16 protein-coding genes and 1 pseudogene are annotated in these 24,472 nt (G+C 37.4%); 16 read left to right on the forward strand and 1 reads right to left on the reverse strand.

Translation table 11 applies throughout. The annotated features are described in order from the left end of the window. Window positions 1-3 precede the first annotated feature (3 nt). The 7 genes and pseudogenes from IPP64_05515 (at window position 4) to IPP64_05545 (ending at window position 7,143) form a co-directional block, all read left to right on the forward strand. The gene (locus tag IPP64_05515) at window positions 4-732 is read left to right on the forward strand and encodes a hypothetical protein (GenBank protein ID MBL0328874.1); all 729 of its coding nucleotides are present in this window, start codon (window positions 4-6) and stop codon (window positions 730-732) included. 8 nt (window positions 733-740) lie between these two features. After that, window positions 741-2,033, forward strand: coding sequence for a tetratricopeptide repeat protein (locus IPP64_05520; GenBank protein ID MBL0328875.1), 1,293 nt, complete (start codon window positions 741-743; stop codon window positions 2,031-2,033). 145 nt (window positions 2,034-2,178) lie between these two features. Then, window positions 2,179-3,162 (forward strand): tetratricopeptide repeat protein, encoded by a 984-nt coding sequence (locus tag IPP64_05525; GenBank protein MBL0328876.1) that lies wholly within the window; start codon window positions 2,179-2,181, stop codon window positions 3,160-3,162. 254 nt (window positions 3,163-3,416) lie between these two features. Then, window positions 3,417-4,070, forward strand: coding sequence for an endonuclease III (gene nth / locus IPP64_05530; GenBank protein MBL0328877.1), 654 nt, complete (start codon window positions 3,417-3,419; stop codon window positions 4,068-4,070). Window positions 4,071-4,257: 187 nt separating this feature from the next. Continuing rightward, on the forward strand, window positions 4,258-4,725 hold the full coding sequence (gene bcp, locus IPP64_05535; GenBank protein ID MBL0328878.1) for a thioredoxin-dependent thiol peroxidase: 468 nt from the start codon (window positions 4,258-4,260) through the stop codon (window positions 4,723-4,725). A gap of 186 nt (window positions 4,726-4,911) precedes the next feature. Then, a pseudogene (gene recA / locus IPP64_05540) lies at window positions 4,912-5,994 on the forward strand (recombinase RecA). Window positions 5,995-6,120: 126 nt separating this feature from the next. Further along, window positions 6,121-7,143: a tetratricopeptide repeat protein gene (locus tag IPP64_05545; GenBank protein MBL0328879.1), complete on the forward strand. Its 1,023-nt coding sequence runs from the start codon at window positions 6,121-6,123 to the stop codon at window positions 7,141-7,143. Between the two features lie 2 nt (window positions 7,144-7,145). On the opposite strand, the gene IPP64_05550 is transcribed toward IPP64_05545, so the two are convergent. Continuing rightward, window positions 7,146-10,262: an immunoglobulin domain-containing protein gene (locus tag IPP64_05550; protein ID MBL0328880.1), complete on the reverse strand. Its 3,117-nt coding sequence runs from the start codon at window positions 10,260-10,262 to the stop codon at window positions 7,146-7,148. Between the two features lie 273 nt (window positions 10,263-10,535). Here IPP64_05550 and guaA point away from each other — a divergent pair, with 273 nt between their 5' ends. From guaA to IPP64_05595, 9 genes are all read left to right on the forward strand, one after another. Continuing rightward, window positions 10,536-12,065 (forward strand): glutamine-hydrolyzing GMP synthase, encoded by a 1,530-nt coding sequence (gene guaA, locus IPP64_05555; protein MBL0328881.1) that lies wholly within the window; start codon window positions 10,536-10,538, stop codon window positions 12,063-12,065. A 23-nt stretch (window positions 12,066-12,088) separates the two neighbouring features. Continuing rightward, a complete protein-coding gene (locus IPP64_05560; GenBank protein ID MBL0328882.1) occupies window positions 12,089-13,807 on the forward strand; it encodes a LysM peptidoglycan-binding domain-containing protein in 1,719 nt (572 codons plus the stop codon). 2 nt (window positions 13,808-13,809) lie between these two features. Continuing rightward, the gene (gene hemF / locus IPP64_05565; protein MBL0328883.1) at window positions 13,810-14,703 is read left to right on the forward strand and encodes an oxygen-dependent coproporphyrinogen oxidase; all 894 of its coding nucleotides are present in this window, start codon (window positions 13,810-13,812) and stop codon (window positions 14,701-14,703) included. A 257-nt stretch (window positions 14,704-14,960) separates the two neighbouring features. Continuing rightward, complete coding sequence (locus IPP64_05570; GenBank protein MBL0328884.1) at window positions 14,961-15,944, forward strand: hypothetical protein; 984 nt, start codon at window positions 14,961-14,963, stop codon at window positions 15,942-15,944. Window positions 15,945-16,057: 113 nt separating this feature from the next. Continuing rightward, a complete protein-coding gene (locus tag IPP64_05575; protein ID MBL0328885.1) occupies window positions 16,058-18,754 on the forward strand; it encodes a gliding motility-associated C-terminal domain-containing protein in 2,697 nt (898 codons plus the stop codon). A gap of 155 nt (window positions 18,755-18,909) precedes the next feature. Next, on the forward strand, window positions 18,910-19,155 hold the full coding sequence (locus tag IPP64_05580; GenBank protein ID MBL0328886.1) for a hypothetical protein: 246 nt from the start codon (window positions 18,910-18,912) through the stop codon (window positions 19,153-19,155). Window positions 19,156-19,186: 31 nt separating this feature from the next. Beyond that, the gene (locus tag IPP64_05585) at window positions 19,187-22,747 is read left to right on the forward strand and encodes a PKD domain-containing protein (GenBank protein MBL0328887.1); all 3,561 of its coding nucleotides are present in this window, start codon (window positions 19,187-19,189) and stop codon (window positions 22,745-22,747) included. A gap of 97 nt (window positions 22,748-22,844) precedes the next feature. After that, window positions 22,845-23,453 carry a tetratricopeptide repeat protein gene (locus tag IPP64_05590; protein ID MBL0328888.1) on the forward strand — a complete coding sequence of 203 codons (609 nt, stop codon included), beginning with the start codon at window positions 22,845-22,847 and terminating at the stop codon, window positions 23,451-23,453. Further along, the gene (locus IPP64_05595; GenBank protein ID MBL0328889.1) at window positions 23,350-24,471 is read left to right on the forward strand and encodes a tetratricopeptide repeat protein; all 1,122 of its coding nucleotides are present in this window, start codon (window positions 23,350-23,352) and stop codon (window positions 24,469-24,471) included. The genes IPP64_05590 and IPP64_05595 overlap by 104 nt, the downstream gene beginning before the upstream one ends. Window position 24,472 lies beyond the last annotated feature (1 nt).

Below are 24,472 nucleotides of genomic sequence, written 5' to 3' on the forward strand. Positions count from 1 at the left end.
AAAATGAAAAAGATTGGAATAATACTGACGATACTAGGGATTATTGTTTTTCCTATTGTGTCGTATGATTTGTTTGCTGATAAAAAAGTTGCAGTTGAGTTAACTGTTCCTGTCATGATACTAAGTTTGTCCTTTATTTTTTTAGGACCGGCATTTAGTTTATTTCCTTTATCCATCGAGAAGCTTAAAAAAATATCCAAACGATCATTTGTATTTTCTATATTTCTTATATTAATTGGTATAATTTCAAAATTTATGCGCTGGCCAGGTGCTGGAATTGAGTTCATTATTGGTGTGCTGATTTTTTCGCTGTTCTATGGTACGCTTTCTCTGAAAATAAAATATGAAAAGTGGAAAGTATATGCACGTTCAAATTTTGACGCGCTTTTTTTGAGTTTGTTTGATTTTGTAGGGATTGGTTCTTTGTTTTTAGGTTTTTTATTTAAACTTCAACATTGGCCAATGGCTCAGCAATTAATAATCGTTGGAATAATTGTATTGGCTGTTGGTGTATTGGCTTGGAATCAAAAGTTTAAGAAAGAAGTAGTTTATCGAAAAGAAACAGAAGATAAATTAAAGGACTCGCTTGAACAAATTGAATTACAGCATCAAAAGCTGGAAGAAAAGCAAAAGGAAATTATTGATAGCATCAATTATGCGAAGCGAATACAGAATTCGTTAATGTCAGATGAAAAATACATTAATAGTCACCTGACGCGTTTAAAGAAATAAATGTAGAAATGAAATACATCTTAAAATATCTTTTGTGTTGTTTCTTTCTATTTGTTTTAAATGTTAGCTACAGTCAGCATGCGAAAATCGATTCTTTAAAGAAAGCAATCACGTTATGTGAAATCGATTCAGTGAAAGCTGAGCTGTATTTCGAACTGGGCCGTCAATTCGAATATTTTAAATCAAAGGAGCGTATTGAATATTTTATGGATGCTGCGAAGCTCGCCAAGAGAATAAATTATTCTTCAGGTATTCTTAAAATGTATCCTGTTTTAATTACCAATTTATACCATCGCGGAATGAATGATGTTGCGATGAGTTACGCAATAGAATATATTCAGTTTTTGGAAAAGTATCATTATCAAGAGGATTTATATGAGTTTTATAATACCTATGCTAATTTGTTGTGTCGTCAAAAAAAATACAAGGTAGCCCGCTATTATTATGATAAATCATACAACTTTAATAAATCGCAAAAAGACTATAAACAATGTGCCAACATATTTAATAATATCAGTATTTTATTACTGAATACAGCACAATATGATAGTGCATTGATATATAATTCATTGGCTGCGCAGATTTATAAGGCAAATAATGATTATTCTGCCTATGCAAATTCAATTTTAGGTTTTGCTGAAATCACTATGAAAAAAGGTGATTTGCAATTAGCACTTCAAAAAGCGATGGAAGCGTATCGTATTTATGAAGATGCTAAAATTGATTTGGGAATGGCAAATTCGTCAATAGTTTTAGGTGAAATTAATTATCAGTTAAAAGACTATAAACAGGCATTGATAAACTATAAAACTGCATTAGATTATGCTGAGAAACTAAACTTTCAAACGATAAAACGTGATGTTTATCTAGGGGTTTCTAAAACATATAGTGGATTGAACCAATTTGAAAATGCTTATCAAAACCAATTGTTATACAAAGTGATGGATGATAGTATTTCCGCTGAAATGTTGGAAGGGAAAATGTTGGAAATGGAAGTGAAATACGATATCAGCAAAAAGGAAAGCCAGATAAAAGAATCGGAATATCAATTGGAATTGAAATCGAAACAACAAAATCAGCTGCTTTTGTTGGTTTTAGCCGGCTTTATTGTTTTGGTTTTTTTACTTTTTGCATATCGTCAAAAGCGAAAATCAAATAAAGAAATATCTGAACAAAAGCGATTGGTGGATGAAAAACAAAAAGAGATCATTGATAGTATCAATTATGCAAGAAGAATCCAGCAATCCAATATGTCTTCTGAAAAGTATATTGATAAAACCTTAAAAAGATTAATGAAATAATTCGTTTATGAAAAGGAGTAGGGTCGTCATATTATTTTTCCTTTTATTGCAGATTTCATTTCGGTCTTTTGGGCAAGACAAAGATTTGGATTCCCTTTTGCGAATTATTAAAACATCTGTTTATGATACCTTGAAAGTAGATGTGATGAATTCGCTTTTTCTAAGGTATGAATATGATGATGATTTGAAAGCTCAAGAATACTTGATCAACGCTTTAGATTTGTCAAAAAAGTCAGGTTATAAAAAAGGTGAGGCGATGACTTACGCGTATAAAGGCTTTTTTGCAGAAGACAAAGGGAATTATCCTGAAGCACTTAAGTATTATTTTGAATCTTTAAGAATTAGGGAAAAGATAAAGGATAAGCCTGGAGCAGCAGATGCTTATTTTTATGTTGGGAATGTTTATTATGCTCAGGAAAACTATGAAGAGGCTTTAAAGAAGTTTTCTTCCTCACTAAAAATTTATGAGCAGCTGGGAGTAAAGAAAAGTATTGCGATTGCACATAACAATATTGGAGGGATTTATTTTCATCAAAAAAAGTATAATGAAGCATTGCACCAATATGCGTTGGCGTTAGAAATGAGAATAAAACTGCAGGATGAGAGAGGGGTTGCTGAATCGAATCTGAGTATTGGAAATGTGTATTCGGAGCAAGGTGATTATTCTATGGCACTTACAAAATATTTGGTGGCCAAAGAAATTATGGAAAAAATTGGAATTAAGTATTTGCTAGCAGGTGTTTATTCCAATATCGGAATCGTGCATACGCGTCAGAAGAACTACAAAGAAGCTGCAATTTTTCTTAAAAAAGCCGAGCAATTATCGCTTGAGATTGGGTTTAAAGAGTGTCTAAGTAATACGTATGATGGTCTTTCAGAATTAGACAGTGCTACCGGAAATTATAAAGGAGCCTTTGAAAATCATAAATTACATATTCTATATAGCGATAGCTTAGATAATGAAGAAACGCGCAAAAAAACTATTCAGAATCAAATGAATTATGATTTTGAAAAGAAAGAAGCCATCGCTGTCGCTGAACATCAAAAGGAATTAGAAAATCAAGAGTTGATTGCAGAAGAAAAAAGTCGTAAACAAAAAATTGTATTAGTGCTTGTTTCCTGTTTTTGATTCTTGTAATAATTTTTGCTGTTTATGTTTTCAGGTCGTTGCGTATTACTCGAAAACAAAAAGATATTATTGAAAATCAAAAACTACTTGTCGAACAACAAAAGTCGGAAGTAGAAGAGCAAAAGAATAAAGTGGAGGAGCACCAAAAGGCTATTGTTGATAGTATTAAGTATGCAAGAAGAATTCAACGCTCATTATTGCCCACTGAAAAATATATTGAAAAGTCTGTAAACCGTTTGAGAAAGACGTAAGGAATGACTAAAAAGGAACGTTTCGAAAAGGTAATCGATTACTTCAGTAAAAATCATCCGATTGCTGAAACAGAATTGAACTATGATAACCCCTACCAATTATTGGTGGCGGTTATCTTGTCTGCTCAATGCACCGATAAGCGAGTAAATATAGTTACGCCAGCATTATTTAATGCTTTTCCTGTCCCCGAAGTGATGGCTGTAGCAAGCAGTGATGAAGTGTTTGAATACATTAAAAGCATCAGTTATCCGAATAATAAAGCCAAGCATTTGGTAGGAATGGCTAAAATGCTAGTAACTGAATTTAAAGGTGTGGTTCCTTCGGAAATAAATGAATTGATAAAAATGCCAGGGGTAGGGCGTAAAACCGCCAATGTTATTGCTTCTGTGGTGTATGATAAACCTGCTATGGCAGTTGATACACATGTATTTAGAGTTTCCAACCGTTTGGGTTTAACTACGAATTCAAAAACCCCTTTAGAAACGGAAAAACAACTGATAAAATACATTCCCGAAAATAAAGTAGCAGTTGCTCATCATTGGTTAATCTTGCATGGTCGCTATGTTTGTATAGCCCGAAATCCGAAATGTATGGAGTGTGAAATCAAGATGTATTGCAAATATTTCGAAGCCCTTTCGAAAAAAATAGCCAGATAAAATCCTGCTAAATATATTGGTAATTTAAATTTAGCTCAATACTGTAGGGTATTTTACAGGTTTTTGGTTGGTTTTTGTTTTGCTACGTTTTTTAGTATTCTTAAATTTTTCTTTTTTCTTGTTCATAAATAGCAGAACTTTGTTTTATAAATAAGTGATAATTCATTTAATTTTATAGAAAGAATTTATGAAAAATCACACAACAAGGCTGAAAGCAGGGGACAAGGCTCCTACTTTTAGTGGAAAAGATCAGAACGGAAAAAAAGTTTCTTTGAAAGACTTTGCAGGAAAAAAATTGGTGTTGTACTTCTATCCGAAAGACAATACACCTACTTGTACTGTTGAAGCGTGTAATTTGAGAGATAATTTTGCGCAATTAAAAAAGAAAGGATATTCTGTTTTAGGAGTCAGTGCCGATGAAGAGAAAAAACATTTAAAGTTCGTTGAGAAATTTGATTTGCCTTTCCAATTGTTGGCTGATGTGAATATGGAAGCAATAAAAGCTTACGATATTTGGGGGAAGAAACAGTTTATGGGAAAAGTTTTTGACGGAATTAATCGCACTACCTTTATAATAGATGAAAAAGGCAAAATTGAAAAAGTAATAACTGATGTGAAAAGTAAAAATCACACGGAGCAAATCTTAGGTGACTAAGTGACTAGGTGATTAAGTAGCTAGGCGAAAAAGAAAAGAGTGATAATATAATAAAGTAATAAAGTGATCAAGTGGATATTTAAAGTATAAAGGGAAATTGGAATAAAGTAGTAGTGAAACTACTCAATCACCTGATCACTCGTCCACCTAGTCATCCAAAATTGTAACTATAAAATCTATATAACCATGAGCAAAGAAACCAAAGAATCAAAAGGCGCGAAAGAAGCAAAAGAATCCGTTAACAGAGAAAAATTAAAAGCATTGCAACTCACCATCGATAAGTTAGAAAAAACCTATGGTAAAGGTGCTATTATGAAAATGGGAGATGCTCCTGCAGATAATGTGGAAGTGATTCCTACAGGTTCTTTGGGTGTTGATATTGCCCTAGGAATAGGCGGATTACCAAAAGGTAGAGTTATTGAAATTTATGGACCTGAATCGTCCGGTAAAACGACATTGACATTACATGCAATTGCTGAAGTGCAACGTGCCGGTGGAATTGCAGCATTCATTGATGCAGAACATGCATTCGACCGTACCTAGCTGAAAAATTGGGTATTGATACAGAAAATTTATTAATCTCTCAGCCTGACAATGGCGAACAAGCCTTAGAGATTGCTGAGAATTTAATCCGTTCCGGAGCAATTGATATTATTGTTATCGACTCCGTTGCCGCATTGGTTCCTAAAAGTGAAATCGAAGGTGAAATGGGGGATTCAAAAATGGGCTTACATGCACGATTAATGTCACAGGCTTTACGTAAACTTACCGGTACAATCAATAAAACAGGTTGGCTGTATCTTCATCAACCAAATGGCGGAGAAAATTGGTGTGATGTTCGGTAATCCTGAAACAACAACAGGTGGAAATGCGTTGAAATTCTATGCTTCTGTACGTATTGATATCCGTAGAATTGGACAAATTAAAGAAGGAGATGCTGTTGTTGGTAACCGTACACGTGTAAAAATCGTAAAAAACAAAGTAGCTCCTCCTTTCCGTCAGGCGGAATTTGATATCATGTATGGAGAAGGAATATCTAAAATTGGCGAAATCGTTGATTTGGGTGTTGAACATAACATCATTAAAAAGAGTGGTTCTTGGTTTAGTTACGGTGATACCAAATTAGGTCAAGGTAGAGATGCTGTTAAAGCATTGTTCCATGACAACATCGAATTGTGTGAAGAAATTGAAATGAAAATTCGTGTTGCTTTAAGCAATGCTACCTTAGTGGCTCCGGAAGTTCCGGAATTAGCAACAGCTAAAAGTTAATACCCGTTTATAGGCAGATTGCCCATTTATTTGAATGTCATCCCCAACATTCGGTTTCCTTTGGAAGCCTTATGAATACGGGATGACATTTTTTATTTACTTTTGTTTAACTTTAATCGAATCGATATGAATTTTAAAACTCTTTTTTCTTCTTTCTTTTTTGCAAGTGTAATACTGTTTTCTTCTTGTGGAAATGAACCCGTTTCGAATGAAACTCCTAAAACAGATTCGTTAAAGTCTAAATTACCTGAAGCACTTGTTAAGTTGAATGCTGATATTGCAGCAAATCCTGATAATCCGGATTTCTATCATAACCGAGCAAAATATTACTTGAATGAACAGAAGTACGATAAGGGGTTTGAGGATATGAAAAAAGTAATGATTCTGGACAGTACAAAAGCGCCTTATTTTATTACACTTTCTGATTTATATTTCCTTACCAATCAAACAGGAAATTCTAAAGCTGCATTGGAAAAATGTCTTTCATTAGACAATAAAAATGTGGATGCCATGCTCAAGTTAGCAGAGCTCTATTTTTATGTCAAAAAACACGATAAATGTTTTGAATACATTAATATGGCTTTGAAAATTGACAAGTATAATACGAAAGGGTATTTTATGAAGGGGATGAATTATAAGGAGTTAAAGGATACCGCCAAAGCCATTTCAAGTATGCAAACAGCTGTAGAAATTGACCAAACATTCTATAGCGCATACATGCAATTAGGTATTTTAAATGCCGGACAGAGAAATCCGATTGCTATTGATTATTATAAGAATGCATTGCGCATTCAACCGCAAAGTAAAGATACATGGTATGATATCGGAATGTTTTATCAAGATGCTAAAAACTGGGATAAGGCCATCGAAGCATACAATGTATTATTGAAAATAGATCCGATGCATAAAAATGCGAATTACAATTTAGGCGGAATTTATATGGTTGGAAAAAATGATTATAAATCTTCTTTAACTTATTTTTCCAAAGCATTGTCGATCGATCCGGCCTATGTGGAAGCATATTATGGAAGAGGCGTTTGTTATCAAACGATGGGAGATAAAAAAAATGCAGCAACCGATTTCAAAGCTTGTCTTTCTATTAATCCTAATTTTGAAGAAGCTGCAAATGCTTTAAAAGGATTAAACTAGGTTTATAGTTTTATTTTTTTACTTACCAATTTTTTTCCGTCACTGGCTTTGATTAAATAAATTCCTTTCGAAAGGTTGTCTGTTGGGATTGAAATTTTTGAATTTTCAGCTATAGACACATTCGTTTTTGATACAACCTTTTTTCCCATTAAATCAAACAAGTCGAATGAGACGATGCACGTAGATTCGCAATTAAAAAACAGTGTTAACTCGCTTTCAGATGCAAATGTGTAAACTAAATCAAAATCAGAACTGCTTTTTTCTACTGAAATAATTTGACTATAGGTTACAGCTCCGTCAAAATCTGCCTGCTTCAACCGATAATAGGAAACACCGGAAAGTGGAGCGTAATCAATCGTTGAATAGTTAATTGTTACGGTACTATTTCCAGCTCCGTCAATTACATCGATTTCCTCAAAAGAAAATCCATCTGCCGATCGTTCAATGGTAAAATAATCGTTGTTGGTTTCTGAGGATGTCACCCATTTAATTTCCACGTTGTTTTTAGAATTAAATGCTGCAGTAAAGTTTAACAATTCAATTGGTAGAGGGTTAACTCCGGCTAATCTAGAGGCAAGGGTAAACGGACTAAAGGAAGTAACTGCTCCACTTGTGATGATTGTACCATTTGTGGTTGTTCCTGTAGTGCCTCCATTTCCATGGTCTTTCCACATGGAACCATCCCATCTTGCAATTGCTAAATCTGGCAAGGAGGTTACACCACAACTATATGTATCCCAGCTTAAGGTTACATTTGCATCAATACTTCCCAATCTATTTAAAATCCAATATTCACATCTCCCAATATCATCTAAGGTGGCATCTTTTAATGTGACATCATAGGGAGCTAAATCCGGATCCGCATGAAAATATTCTGCAGTAAATGTTTCAGAGCCGCTTAAAGATGTTACCGAAATTGGACGATAGGCTGCATCTTTTCCTACAGGAAAAATAAAATCAGTGGCTCCATTTTTTGCAACCGGACCTGTAACAAAGCTTGTGTTGTTTGCTCCAGTGGTTGAGGAGCTTGAACTCATATTTAGAATATTTGTTGCTGTGGAGGCTACCAATCCATTTGTGAATGTTGCTAATCCATTAATAGTAGTGGCTCCATTGAGTGTTTTCATGCCACCGCCATTAAAAAGAATATTGGAGTAGGTGAGTTGACTCTCCACATTTTGAGCAGCTGTTCCGGAATACTCTACTGCTGAGCCAACGTTTAAGTTGTAAATGTTGTTGGTCGTACTAAAAGATGAAAAGGCGTTGGAAGATGCATCCGCTCCTGATAAAGTAAGCTTTCCACCACTTTCAATAGTCAATATTGCTGTTGCAACACCAGACGCACTTGTTGTGATGTAAGCACATTTTACAATACCCCCATTTTTAATAGTTAAGGAGACAGGACGAGATAAATTAACATTATTAGTAGTGATATATATTGTCCCGTCAATATCGATAGTTCCGTATACTGTAAATGATCCACCACATGCTGTTGCATCAACACCAGCCACACCATCTATTGAAATGTTGTTTGATACCGCACCGGCAGTAATTCCTCTTAATGTTTTTCCTGCATTCACAATTACATCAAACATCGCATCACTCGACCCATCATTGAATAATATCGTTGCTGACCCTGTGCTCCAAAACAAAAAGATGTTCATATCGATGGTTAATGTGGTATTGGAGGAATTGTTTATTGCATCATCTTTTCTGATTCGTGTCGCGTAAAATGAACCACTTCCAGAAATTGTACACGTAATTCCTCCAGCTAGGTCGAAGCAGATATCATCACCAGTCACCGTGCCTATTGTTCCGTTGCAAGTGATGTTGCCGTATATCTGCACATAAGCATTTGCACCCGTAAAATGATTAGTCCATAAAATTCCTCCGGTTTGAACTACTAAATTTTTACAATCAAACGGAGGTGTACCGCTTCCGTCTAAATCGATTGTATGTGTTCTTATTTCTACATTGGATGTTCCTGCATCTGGAAAATCTCCTGCTGTGCAAGCTACCCAAGCGGAACCATTCCATTTTTCCCAGGTGGTGTTTGTTCCCCAGTTCCCGTTTGCTCTGCTGCGATAATCTCCTACACTTGTGGTTACGATGCTAAGCGAAGCCACATTTGAAGTAATCGTTGGAGGAGCGCATACACCTGTTACAATGCATTGGTATTGCCAGGTATCCATCGCCAAAGTAACACCGGATAATGTCAAGCTGCTTGTTCCTGTGCCGCTATAAATACCACCATCCGAGAGATTAACAAAGCCTCCACCTTGATCTTCCTGCCATTGATAGGTCAAGCCACCTCCAGCTGCAGTTACTGTGAAAGTAGCATTGCTACCAACAGAAACCGTTGTATTGCTCGGGTGGCTCGAGATAGTAGGCGATGCATTTATTGTCATGGCAATACTTGCACTCACAGTTGACCAGCATAAAGTAGTATTGTTCTGTGCTCTTACATGATAGGTTCCTGAAACACTTACAGGATAAGTGGATGAAGTAGGGTTGGTAGTGCTTGTTCCTGAAGCATTTGTTCCTTGCCAGTACCAAGTTTCTCCAGCTGAAGGAGTCATTGTATTTAAAGTAGTTGCTCCGCAAGATGGATTTGAAGCAGCAGTGGGCGATGATGGAGTAGAAGGTGGTGTGCAGGCAGGAGCTGTTATGGATACTTCATCAAGTGTAATGTTTCCAGTTACTTTTGTTATAAAGTTGAATTTTACTTTTGAGGTGCCAGCATTTAATGTATGCGTATGAACAGTACAAGAACCGGGCATGTCTGTACTATTTGAATAGGTAATAATATTCTGATAACTTCCACCATAAAATTCTTGAACCGTAAATGTTCCGGAAGTATAACCTTGTCCTTTAAGCGTGTATATTAATTGATCGGGTACACCAGTAAAAGATACTTCAAAGTAATCTCCAGTTGAATTCAATTGTCCGGAATTCACTCCTGTGCATTGAGATGAAGTATAACTTCCAGTTCCATTGTCAATCCAACCTAAAGGAGTTGTTGTCCATGCCTCTGTTCTGGATACTGGTAATGACGTTTGGCCAATAATTACATTTGACAAAACACTTAATAAAATGATATGTATCCCTTTTAATCTCATGCTAATAATTAAATTTATTATCAGTGGTTTCGGAGACTTGTAATTGAACTTACAATTCCTATAGGGTGTTCACCGGGAGCTTTTATTGTGCAAATATCTTCTGAATAAGTGTATTCTGTATGAAGATAGTTTTATAAAAATGTTAAATGCACAATATGTTGATTCAAAAATAGATAGATTGGATGTTATGGTCAAAAATATTGCCTGAATAATTATGAACAAATTGTTAAGAATTATGCTTTTCACTTACTGCCAATTTGTATATTTGCGCGCATGCAAGAAACGATATTAATTTTAGACTTTGGTTCCCAGTATACACAGCTTATCGCCCGCAGAGTGCGCGAATTAAACGTGTATTGCGAAATTCATCCCTACAATAAAATTCCAGATATTTCAAAAGATATAAAAGGTGTTATCCTTTCGGGAAGCCCTTTCTCTGTTCGTGCCAAAGACGCACCCAATCCTTCTTTGGATGCTTTTAAGGCAAAACTGCCTTTGTTGGGTGTTTGTTATGGAGCACAATTAATGGCTCATAAATTTGGTGGAGAGGTACAAGCTTCTGAACATCGTGAATATGGTCGCGCTAATCTTTCTTTTGTAAAAGCGGATAATCTTTTGTTTAAAGGAGTTAGTGATAATTCCCAAGTATGGATGAGTCATGCAGATACCATTACCAAAATTCCTGATAATTACGAAATTATTTCTAGTACAAAGGATGTGAAGTTTGCAGGCTATCAAGTGAAAGGTGAACAAACATTTGGTATTCAGTTTCATCCGGAGGTATATCATTCAACCGAAGGTGCTCTTTTATTGAAAAATTTTGTAGTTGATATTTGCGGTTGTAAGCAAAACTGGACACCTGATTCTTTTGTAGAAACAACAGTTGCAGAGTTAAAACAAAAAATAGGAAACGATAAAGTCGTATTAGGTTTAAGTGGCGGAGTAGATTCGAGTGTTGCTGCTGTGTTGCTTCATAAAGCAATCGGAAAAAATTTGTATTGCATTTTTGTGGATAATGGTCTGCTTCGCAAAAATGAATTTGAACATGTGCTGGAGTCATACAAACACATGGGCCTAAATGTGGTTGGAGTAAATGCAAAAGATCGCTTTTATGCTGAATTATCAGGTGTTTCTGATCCTGAAAAAAAACGGAAGGCAATCGGTAAAGTATTTATTGATGTTTTTGATGATGAGTCCAAACGCATTGAAGATGTTAAATGGTTGGCGCAAGGCACCATTTATCCGGATGTGATTGAATCAATTTCGGTTAAAGGACCATCAGCAACCATCAAATCACATCACAATGTAGGCGGATTGCCTGACTATATGAAATTGCAGGTGGTTGAGCCACTAAAAACCTTATTTAAAGACGAAGTGAGAAGAGTGGGGAAGACATTAAATATTGATGATGCAATTCTAAATCGTCACCCGTTCCCTGGTCCGGGGCTTGCCATTCGTATTCTTGGAGACATTACTCCAGAAAAGGTACGGATTTTGCAAGAAGTAGATGCCATCTTTATTGATAACTTGAAATCATCCGGTTTATACAAAGAAGTTTGGCAAGCTGGTGCTATATTTTTGCCAGTTCAATCAGTTGGCGTTATGGGCGATGAACGTACATATGAAAATGCTGTGGCATTAAGAGCAGTTACAAGCACCGATGGAATGACCGCTGATTGGTGTCATTTGCCATACGAGTTTTTAGGGAAAGTATCGAATGAAATTATTAATAAAGTAAAAGGAATTAATCGTGTAGTATACGATATTAGTTCAAAACCACCAGCAACCATCGAGTGGGAGTAATGCTAATTTGAAAATTGTGTAATTTGAAAATTTCGAAATTGTATATTAAATCCTTGTTTCCTTTGGTGCTTTTTGTACTATTGGCGTTCTCTTCGTATGCTCAAGAAAAAGAATCTACTGAGATTCATAAAACCAGAAGTTCAGCAACCATTAATGGTTTAAAGTACTATTTGCATACAGTTGAAAAAGGACAAACACTTTTTGCTATTGCAAAATTCTATAAACGGGATGTGAATGATATCGTGATTGATAATCCGGAAGCAATTGATGGAATAAAGCCAGGACAGATTCTGAAAATTCAAATGGTTAAGAAAAAACCTACTGAATTGACAGCAAACGATACCTCTAGTTTTATTTTACATAAAGTAGAAAAATCCCAAACACTTTACTCAATTAGTAAACAATATGGAATTTCAATTGATAAATTACGTGCGCTTAATCCCGAACTTTCTGATGGATTGAAAACAGGGCAGATGCTTAAAATCCCTTCTGCTAAAGTAAAATCGGATAATGTGGATGTAGCTACTACAAACACTTCTACAACAACAACGAATACAACCACAACGGTTGTCACCACTACCAATACCAGCACGGAAGCAGCGGATAGAAATTCTTTAGGCTATTCCAATTATAAAGGAGAAAAAAAGGAGGAATACAATATTGCTTTTTTCTTACCATTCAATGCTGATGAAGCAAATTCGATTGATATGGAGAAGTTGATTAAAGGTGATGTGTCTTTTTCTAACAAAACAAATGTGGCCTTGCAATTTTATGAAGGTGCTTTGATGGCAATCGATTCGTTAAAAAAACAACATTTAAATGCAAAAGTGTTCGTCTACGATATTGATGATAAAGATTCTGCAAACATTGCGAACGTTTTAAAGAAACCTGAATTGGCGTCAATGGATTTAATTATCGGGCCTCTTTATGGTTCGGGCTTTATTCCTGTTGCAAATTTTGCAAAAGAACATTCCATTGCTATTGTTTCTCCTTTTACGCAAGTAAATAAAATTTTATTTAATAATCCTTATGTTTCAAAAGTATCACCTTCTATTACCATGCAGGTGGAACAAATGGCGCATTTTGTTGTGGATACATTCAAAACCCAAAATATTATTCTTGTCAATAATTCCAATATAAAGGAAGTTGCATTTTTTAATGCGTTTAAAAATGTGGCGAACCCCGAATTGGTAAAAGCCGGATTACCTGTTTCTGATTCTATTAAAATTGGATATGGATTAGGCAACACTCAGAGTTTATTAAGCACTTCGAAAGTAAATGTGATTATTCTTCCTTCAAACAATCAATCATACGTTACTGAATTTATTTCAAGTTTAAATGGGCTAAAGGATAAATATAAAATTGTGTTATTCGGACTTCAAAATTGGGTGAATTATGATAATTTGGATTTTGAATATTTAAATAATTTATCACTTCATCTGCCATCAAATACTTATATTGATTATTCGAATGTTTCCACCCAATATTTTGTGAAAAATTATCGTGCGAAATACAAAACAGAGCCAGAGACTTATGTTTTCCAGGGGTTTGATATTACGTATGCGTTTGTTTCTCTTCTCCAAAAAGAAGGAACAGGTTTTCTGAAAAATCTTTCTGAAAATAAATTTCAAGGGATTTCCAGCAATTATCAGTTTGCTCAATACCCTGCTGATAGTGGATTCGAAAATAGGTTTGTGTACATTCTCAAGTACAGTGAATATCAACTACAAAAAGCAAATTAAAGGTGCCGAATAAAGAACAGATTTCTGAATGGTTTATGCAATTGCAGGATGCCATTTGCAATGCATTGGAGCAAGAAGATGGTCAATCAACTTTTAAAGAAGATAAATGGGTGCGTGCTGAAGGTGGAGGAGGAAGAACCCGAATCATTCAAAATGGAAATGTAATTGAAAAAGGGGGCGTTTTATATTCTGCCGTTCATGGTCCCTTACCTGATTTTTTGAAACGAGACGTAACAAAACCTGCAACTACTTTTTATGCAACGGGAGTTTCCATTGTTATCCATCCCAATAATCCAATGGTTCCAATTATTCATATGAATGTTCGCTATTTCGAAATGGATAACGGTGTTTGGTGGTTTGGTGGAGGAATTGATTTAACCCCCCATTATGTTGTGGAGGAGGATGCTACTTTTTTTCACCAGGCTTTAAAACAATCCTGCGACAAACATCAACCTCATTATTATCCTGATTTCAAAAAATGGGCAGACGATTATTTTTTTATTAAACACAGAGATGAAACACGTGGAGTGGGAGGTATCTTTTTTGACCGACTTACCGCTAACGATGATATTTCAAAAGAACAGCTTTTTGATTTTGTGAAGGAAATTGGAAACACGTTTGCCCCGACCTACACAAAATTGATGAATAAAAATAAAAATCTACCATTTACCGAAGAGAATAAACAATGGCAGCTGCTGCGAAGAGGACGATACGTGGAATTTAATTTGGTCTATGATTTGGGCACCAAATTCGGACTGGAAAGCAATGGCCGTGTTGAATCTATTTTAATGAGTTTGCCCAAAACTGCCGGTTGGGAATACGATTTTTCACCCAAGAAAGATAGTTTAGAGTCAAAAACCCTCCAATTTCTAAAAAAAGACATCTCCTGGGCTTAATAAGGTCTCATTTCGAGCCTTTTTTTGCCTCCTATTTGCTTGATTGTTAGTAGCTTTTAGACTAAAATGCAACCTTTTGTATCAATTTAGTCTCTTTCTTGAGACTTAGACAGTTGCTTTTGGTATTACTATCGACAAAAACAACAAATTCGTCTAAGTTTTTGAAAATCATTAAGGCTAAAAAAACGGCCGAAATATTTTTTATTCGCCTCATTCTTAGGTAAATTCGTCAAACAAAAACTACAAAATCTCTCTAAATGACTACAAAATACTTTTTTAGAAATCTACGGATGCTTTTCTTAGCATTGGTTTTGGCTGTAAGTAGCGCAGCTGTTTCTCAAAATTCTCTTGCAGGCGGAATGGCCGTTTCCAATCCTTATGGGATTTCGGATAAAGATTGGACCTCTTATTTGAATAAAACCAATTTGCTTTCCGAAAAAGTGGATGTTCAGAGTTTTATCAATTATACCTTGTTTACCAATGATGGTAATTTCTATGATACCGAGTATTTCATGGATTATATCAAAGTGAAATTAAAAAAAGACAAAGAAGTACTTATATACAAAGTAGGAAAAGGAGAGATTTCTACTTCTGCTGAAATCAACAGCTATTACGCAGGTTTGCAACCACAATATCAAATTTATTTTTATGACTTTAAAAAGAGAAGAGATCAAATTGTAGAAGCTCATAATCAACGAGCACCTAGTATAGGCGTTTTTCCTACCCCTGCAAATTGTGGTTCTCCATGTACAAATCCTGGATTTGAGGCGGGTACCGGTTTTTGGGATTATTATACAGGAACAGCTTGCGCCAGTTCAACAAGTGACCCTTGTTCCATCGTAGCAGGATTTAGTTCATCACAACACATTATTCAAACTGTTGGAGGTTTTGATCCGGCTGTTGGTGGAACAATTCTACCTGTCGTTCCTCCCGGTGGTGGCAGCAGCACATTGATGTTAGGGGATGGGCCCGTTACCGGAGGTTATGCTTCTCGAGCGAGCATTTCGTTTACAGTATCTGCAGCCAATGCAAACTTTACCTATCGCTATGCTTGTGTTTTGCAAGATCCGGTTTCCGGACATTCAGATCCTGAACGCCCATATTTTAATGTTCACTTGCGAGATGGTTCCGGTGCATTAATTATGTGTGGTGAATACATGGTAATGGCAAAACTCCTCTTGTTGGTTTTACCGAAACTTCACCCGGTAGTACAATTTGGTACCGAAACTGGACAACAGTAGTAGTTCCATTAAGTGCTTATATTGGTCAATGTGTTACTGTTCAATTTACTTCTTCAGATTGTGCGCAAGGTGGTCACTATGGATATGCTTATATTGATGGAGATTGTGATCCATTGGCAATTTTAGCGTCATCACCTTCCATCTGTGGTGGAGGAACTGTAACGCTTACTGCTCCTGCTGGTGCAGCTGGCTATGCTTGGACAAATACCGCAGGTGGTACAACCGGAATTGTAGGCTCAACAACCGGATCAACGGCTGTTGTAAATGCTGCCGGAACTTATCAATGTGTAATTACCTCTGCTGCGGGTGCTTCCTGCACAACTACACTAACAATTACTGTTGGTTCTAGTCCTACAAACCCCGTTGCGAACTTTACGAATACAACTGTGTGTGCCGGTCTACCAACCGTATTTACGGATAGTTCAACTCCTGGTGGCACAATTACCAGTTGGTCGTGGGATTTTAATGGTGATGGAGTTGCAGATGATTTAACTCAAAATCCTTCTTATACTTTCCCGGCTGCAGGTACCTATCCTGTAACCTTAACAATTTCAAACGGCCCTTGTAATGCTGTGATTACTCAAAATGTTACTGTTAATCCTGGAGCACCACCTGTAATTACTCCTGCTGGTCCGTTTTGCGCAACAGCTCCTGTTGTTAACTTAGTAGGTACTCCAGTTGGAGGTACATGGAGTGGTACTGGAATTACAAATGCTGCTACCGGTGCTTTCGACCCTGCAGCTGCTACAATTGGAAACAATACAGTTACCTACACAGTAACAGGTGCTTGCGGTGGCTCTGCAACTGCAACGGTTGTTGTCAATGCAAATCCTATTACAACAGTTAATTCGCCATCTATTTGCCCAACCACATCTGCAACACTAACAGCAGCAGGTGCTACATCGTATGTATGGAGCACAGGTGCTGTCATTAACCCGATTTCAGTTACACCTGCAGTTACTACAACGTATACCGTTACTGGTACAACATTGGGATGTACTTCTTCTGCTGTGGCAACTGTTACTATTGGTGGGTCATTAGCTCCAACAGTAAATTCACCGACCATTTGTGCTGGAGGAACAGCAACTTTAACTGCAACCGGTGGAACTACATATTCTTGGGATACGGGGTCTACTTTAAACCCTTTAACTGTTAGCCCTGCTGTTACAACATCTTACACGGTTACTGCTACAACAGGTGGTTGCACAGGCTCCGCTATTGCAACCGTTACTGTGGACCCATTACCAGTATTGGTTATTACGAACCCTGCAAATATATGTTCGCCTGGAACATTTGATATTACTGCTCCTGCTGTAACAGCAGGAAGTTCAGGTGGTGGAACATTAACGTATTGGTCGGATGCTGCTGCAACGATTGCTTTGGCTACTCCAACGGCTGTTGGGACTGCAGGAACCTATTATATTCAATCAACAACTGCAGGCGGATGTACTGATATCGCACCGGTTACTGTTGCTTTTAATCCTCCACCGATTTCTAATGCCGGACCGGACATCATTATTTGTACAGGTGGTGTTGGAAACTTAGGTGCTGTGGCAACTGCAGGAGATACGTATTCTTGGTCACCAGCAACCGGATTGAGTAATGCTACAATTGCTGATCCAACTGTTACCTTAATCAATGCCGGTGGCCCTGCAATTATAAGTTCATACACAGTTACGACTACAAACGCTACAACTGGTTGTACTTCCACGGATGTTGTGGTGGTAACCGTAGATGCTGTTGCAACAGCAAATGCCGGTTCTCCGCAAAGTGTTTGTGAAGGAAATGGAATCACACTTGCCGGTGCAATTGGCGGTTCTGCAACCGGTGGAACATGGAGTGGTGGAGCTGGAAGTTTCTCTCCAAACAATACCACTTTAAATGCAGTGTATACACCAACTGCAGCTGAATTTGCCTCAGGTACAGTTACATTAACATTAACAACAAATGATCCGACCGGACCATGTACATTTGCTTCATCCAATGTCACCTTTACATTCTTCCCGAATCCTGTGGTGAGTTTTACTGTAAATGATCCTGATGGTTGTCCAACTCATTGTGTACAATTTAATGACTTATCTACTGTTGCCGGAGGAACCGTTGTTAGTTGGACTTGGAACTTTGGTGAAGGCGGTGCTCCTGATTTAACTCAGAACCCTGCAAATTGTTATGAAATTGGCGAAGGCTGGTATGATGTTTCTTTAACTGCAACATCTAATAATGGTTGTTCTTCAACCCTTACAATGCCGGCATATATTCATGTGTTCCCTAAACCAATTGCAGAATTTACTCCTACACCAAATCCTGCATCTATCCTGGATCCAATCGTTACTTTAGTAAACGGTTCTTCATCCGATGTCAACTCATGGTTGTATTATTTTGGAGATGGCGATTCAATTGGCTATTCAACACCGAGCCCTGTTCATTCATATCCGGATGTAGCATCTAGTAGTTATTTGGCTACATTGTATGTTTCGAATGTATATGGTTGTTTGGATACTGTTCAACATGTTGTTGAAATCGGACCAGAATTCACCTTCTTTATTCCTAATGCGTTTACTCCGAATGGAGATGGTGTAAATGATTATTTCTTTGGTCAGGGAATTGGAATTATTGATTACGATATCTTTATTTTTGATCGTTGGGGAAATGAAATTTTTCACGGAAAACATTTAAATGATATGTGGGATGGTAGAGCAAATGGCGGTGCCGATGTTGCTCAGCAGGATGTATACGTGTGGAAAGTTCGATTAACAGATGTGTTTAATAAAAAACACAATTACATCGGTACTGTAACACTTGTTAAATAAGGTTTTGGAGATTTAAATCTCCTCTATTAACGATAAAAGGTTAATAATTAGATTGTTGATGCAACTATTTGCGAATAATTGTATCTATATTAGCGATGTATTTTCTCTTCCTCTTAAGTGAAAATAGATGAATTTGTAAAACAAATTTTAAACTAATGAATCTAAAAATTAATTCTTTTATCGTTTTTGCATTTCTGTGTTGCTCTTCAGCATTCTCTCAAGACACAGTGAAAGTCAAAAAAGTGGTGCATAAAATTCCGGCAGCATCAATAAAGCCTGCCGACTGTTCTTCTGAAGTCAAAGCACCTCCCCGTGAAATTCTCCCAGTTTCAAACGGAATAAAAAGAGAAGAGCTTATCGTAGCTCCAACTGCTAAAGCCACTTCGAAATCAAAAAAATAAATCATGAAATTTTTCCCCCAACATTAAGATCATGAAAAAAATCTCTCTTATCCTCTCTCTCTTATCATTACCATTTATTGGGTGGTCACAAGGAGGAAACACCTGTGCCAACGCAATGGCCAGTCCGATTACAATCCCCTTTTCAAGTGCTTCCGGTACAACATGTGCTGCAACAACTACCAACGACTATAATTTAGTTGGTGCATCCTGCATGGATATGCTAAACATACAAGGTGCTGACTGGCTCTATTATTTTTGCGCTCCTACAACGGGAACAATCAATATCGCGCTTACAAATATGACATTGTATTGTTATGATCCTTTGCAACCATTTCAGTTTCCTGCACTTTCAGTTTGGCAAGGTTGCCCCGATGTGGGCTCCTGTGTGAGCGGAACAACAAGTCAAGGTACCCCTGAAGTTGGTGTAACGGCAACTGTTACAGCCGGACAATGTTATTACATTTTAATCGATTGTTATCCGGGGTATTGTCCTTGTTTTGATTATAACATAAATGTGAATTATGTAGTTACACCACCAACGCAACCATCTTGTACCAATATGGGATTTGATGCTGGAAGTTTTACTGGTTGGTCGGGCACCTATGGATATTCCATCCATGACGGTGCTCCTGGTGCGCCAACACCTACTTATAATCCGATTACTTATGCAATAGCAGCACCACAACATAGCATTACAGCAGGTGCAGGTGTAGACCCTATTGGCGGATTTCCTGTTGTTGCTCCCGGTTTAGGACCTAATTCTGCAATGCTTGGAGATGGTGTTACCTCAGGTTATGGTGGCGCAACCTTGCAGCAAACATTTAATGTAACAGCAGCCAACGCTTTGTTGACCTATCAATATGCGGTTGTTATTCAAGATGCAAATGGTGCCACTGCACATACTACCGAACAACAACCTTTTTTCAAAATTGAAGTATTCGATTGTGCCGGAAATCCAATTGTTTGTGGACAATATTTAGTTGTGGGAGGCCCCGGAATCCCTGGATTCTTTCTTGCACCTGGGTATACAGATGTTTATTATCGTCCTTGGACTCCAGTGGCTGTAGACTTAACACCTTATATCGGTTCATGTGCAACAATTAAATTTTCGGTTGGAGATTGTTCACTCGGTGCACATTTTTCTTATGCTTATATCGATGTGCAATGTTCTCCAATGGCCATCACTGGTCCTAATTTCGTTTGCCCTGGTGCTTCTACAACACTTACTGCTCCTGCAGGTGCTGCCGCTTATTCATGGGCTCCGGGTGGACAAACCACTCAGTCGATTACCGTTTCTCCGGCAACTAATACTACTTACACTTGTACCATAACATCGGTTGCAGGACCACTGTGTACAACATTATTGACCTATCCAGTTTCTGTGTATCCTCCCGCGTCTGTGACGTCTACCTCGCAAACTGTTTGTGCTGGAACTGCTGCAACAATATCAGCAACACCTACTGTTGCAGGTGGCGGTTTCTCTTGGTCTCCCGTTGGTGGAACAACTTCTTCTATTACCGTTACTCCACCTGCAACCACAACATACGTGGTGACTTATACTGATTTAAACGGATGTACAGATACTGCACATGGAATTGTTACCGTAAATCCTTTACCGGTGGTGGTGGTGAATTCCCCTTCTATTTGTCCAGGTGATACTGCTTTTCTTACAGCAACCGGTGCAACGTCTTATGTGTGGTCTCCTGGTGTAACGGTAACAGGTGTTGGAACTGCATATGCAACGCCTGCCACAACCACTTCCTATACAGTTACAGGAACAACAGGTTCCTGTTCAAGCACAGCAGTGGCAACTGTTTCGAATGGTGGCACTATTGTCGTCAATGTCAATTCTCCAACTATTTGTGCAGGACAAACAGCTAATTTAACAGCTACCGGTGGAACAACCTATGTGTGGACAGCAGGAGCAACATCTACTGGAGTAAATACGGCTGATGCTTCACCTGCTGCAACAACAACCTATACGGTTACAGGATCAACAGGCTCATGCAGTGGTACAGCAGTGGCAACCGTTACTGTTAATCCGCTGCCGATTACTACCGTTAATTCACCATCTATATGTGCAGGAGCAATAGCAAACTTAACTGCTGGTGGGGCAACTAGTTATACTTGGTCAGCCGGTGCAACTTCCACCGGAGTGAATACAGCTACTGCATCGCCCGCTGTTACCACAACATATACTGTTACCGGAACATCCTTAACCTGCACTTCAACTGCTGTCGCAACGGTAACAATTAGTCCTGCTCCGGTTTCAAATGCCGGTCCGGATATTTTAATTTGTACAGCTACTCCAGGAAATTTAGGATTTGCCGGAACGGCTGGTGATACTTACGTTTGGACACCTGCAACAGGTTTGAGTAACGCAACCATTTCAAATCCAATTGTTACTTTGATAAATCCGGGACCGACTGTTTCAACAACAACCTATACCGTTACAACCACCAATACCGCTTCAGGCTGTACTTCAACTGATGTGGTGATTGTGAGTGTTGATCCTGTTCAAACAGCAAATGCCGGATCTCCACAATCCCTTTGTTTTGGATCTAGTGTTACACTTGCCGGTTCAGTTGGTGGATCAGCTACCGGAGGAATTTGGAGTGGTGGCACGGGAACGTTTTCTCCAAATGCTTCAACCCTAAATGCTACATATACTCCTAGTGCTGCCGATACTGTTGGTGGTTCTGTTACATTGACATTAACATCAACCGGTTCGAGTGTTTGTCCGTTTGCATCCTCCAATGTGACACTTACATTTAATCCTTCTCCTGTTGTTGCTTTTTCTGTAACCAATCCAAATGGATGCCCTCCACTTTGTACAACATTTACTGATCTGTCAACAATTGTTGGTGGAGGTGTAATTGTCTCTTGGTTATGGGATTTTGGAGATCCAGCAAACCCTGCGAATACAAGCACCTTGCAAAATCCATCGCATTGTTATCCTGCTACAGGATCATATAACGTAACACTTACTGTTACTTCTTCAAATGGATGTAGCTCGACTTTAACCATTAATAATTTTGTGATTGTTTTTCAAAATCCTACTGCTGAATTTTCTCCAAGTCCAAATCCTGCAAGTATTTTTGATGGAAACATTACAATGAACAATCAATCCTCATCTGATGTGGTGAATTGGTTTTGGGATTTTGGTGACGGAGCAACATTATCTCCATTGGTTTCTAGTCCAACACATACCTTCCCAACAACTAATCCTGCTTCCTATAACGTTACCTTGATTGTAATGAATGCGGATGGTTGTTATGACACAGTGGTGCATCCTGTTGAGGTGGGGCCGGAGTTTACATTCTACATTCCAAATTGTGTTACACCGAATGGTGATGGTGTAAATGATTATTTCTTTGGCGATGGTGTTGGAATTGTCGATTATGATATTTGGATTTTTGATCGATGGGGAAATGAAATTTTCCATGGAAGCTATTTGTATGATAAGTGGGACGGAAGAGCAAACGGAGGAAAAGAAGTTGCTCAGCAAGATGTATATGTTTGGAAAGTTCGATTGACTGATATCTTTGATAAAAAGCATGCATATATAGGAACCGTGACGATTGTGAAGTAATAACGAATAACGAATTTTATAGCAAAAACCTTTCATGTAAATAATGGAAGGTTTTTGTTTTTTTATTGAGTTTATTCGATTTTACTATATTTGGTTAATGAAGAAATATTTAGTTATAAGTGTTTTTATTCTATCGATTGCAAATCTATTTGCACAAGAGCTTTCGCAGTTAGATTCAATGAGTCGGCTTATTAAATCGTCTGGAGAAGACTCTGTTCGAGTAAAAGCATTCATATATGTAACGAAAATTTACTACAAGGCATCTAATTTTGATAGCGCGCTGGTGAATGTTGATCGTGCAATTGCGCTTTCTCAAAAAATAAATTCAGATAATTATTTTGAACAACAACATCTTGGAAATGCATATCGAGCAAAGGCCCGTATCTACCAAAAATTTAAAAGTGATTATCGTTTAGCACTAAAATATTACAAAGACTATTATGAAGTTTCCGAAAAAATCAAGGATAAAGTTTCGATGGCGGATGCATTTCATGGAATTGCAAACATGTATCTCTATTTGAGTAATTACGATAAAGCGCTAACATATTATATTCAGTCGGCTAAATTGAATGAAGAAACCGGAAATGAATTATGGATGGCGAATGATTATACGAATATGGCAATTGTGTATATGCGTCAAAAAGCATATTCCGAAAGCAACAGATATATTAAAACAAGCTGTAGTCCCTTACGCAAAGGCAAATGATAAAGATGGACTCGTTTCTGCGTATAAGAATTTAGGAGTTTGTTATTCTGAAACAGGAAATTATGACGATGCATTGACCTATTACAATAAATGTGTGGAAATAGAAAAGGAGAAGCCGGATGAAGGTTTGGCTGGGACCTATAACAATATCGGTATTGTATTGATGAATCAGAAAAAGTCCAAAGAAGCATTGGATTATTTTAATCAATCCTATGAGATCTTACAAATTCATCCCGATAGCTTTGGGTTGGCGTATTGTTTTCAGGGGTTTGGAACGGTTTACTCAACAATGAATCAACATGCATTAGCGCAAGAATATCTCCTTAAGGCAACTTCCGTTGCTAAAAGCATGGGCATGACTTACGAATTGATGGACAATTACGGACTGCTTGCGGAAAATTATGCCAATTTAAAAGATTATGTAAATGCTTATAAATACCGCGGGCTGCAATCCGAATTAAAAGATACCATTCATAATTCAGATAGTAGAAATGCGTTTGCAGAAATGCAGACAAAATTTGAAACAGATGCGAAAGAAAAAGAAATAGAATTGCTTAAAAATGAACAGGACATCAATAACCTTGCGCTTGAAAAGCAGCGCGTTTTTATTATTTCAGCAATAGTTGGCATTCTTTCATTGTTGGTTATTACACTTCTGATTTATAACAGAAACCGCATTAAACAGCGATTGAATCTGGAACTTGAAAAGTTATCTTTGGTGGCACGTTCCACCGATAATATTGTGATTATCATGGATGCAAATGGAAAGATTGAATGGGCAAATGAAAGTTTTGAACGATTAAATGGAATTTCAATTGATGCGTTGAAACTTAAAAAAGGAGAAACCATATTTGAAGTGAGTAACAATCCTCGTATTCGTGAATATGTTAATAAAGCAATTGCAGACAAGAAATCAGTTGTCTATGAATCAAAGAATAGCAATCTTACCGGTGAGTTAATTTGGGAACAATCCATGTTGACACCTGTGTTTAATGAAAAAATGAGTTACAGCGATTAAT

This window comes from Bacteroidota bacterium (genome assembly GCA_016722565.1).
In the GTDB taxonomy this organism is placed as follows: domain Bacteria; phylum Bacteroidota; class Bacteroidia; order 2-12-FULL-35-15; family 2-12-FULL-35-15; genus 2-12-FULL-35-15.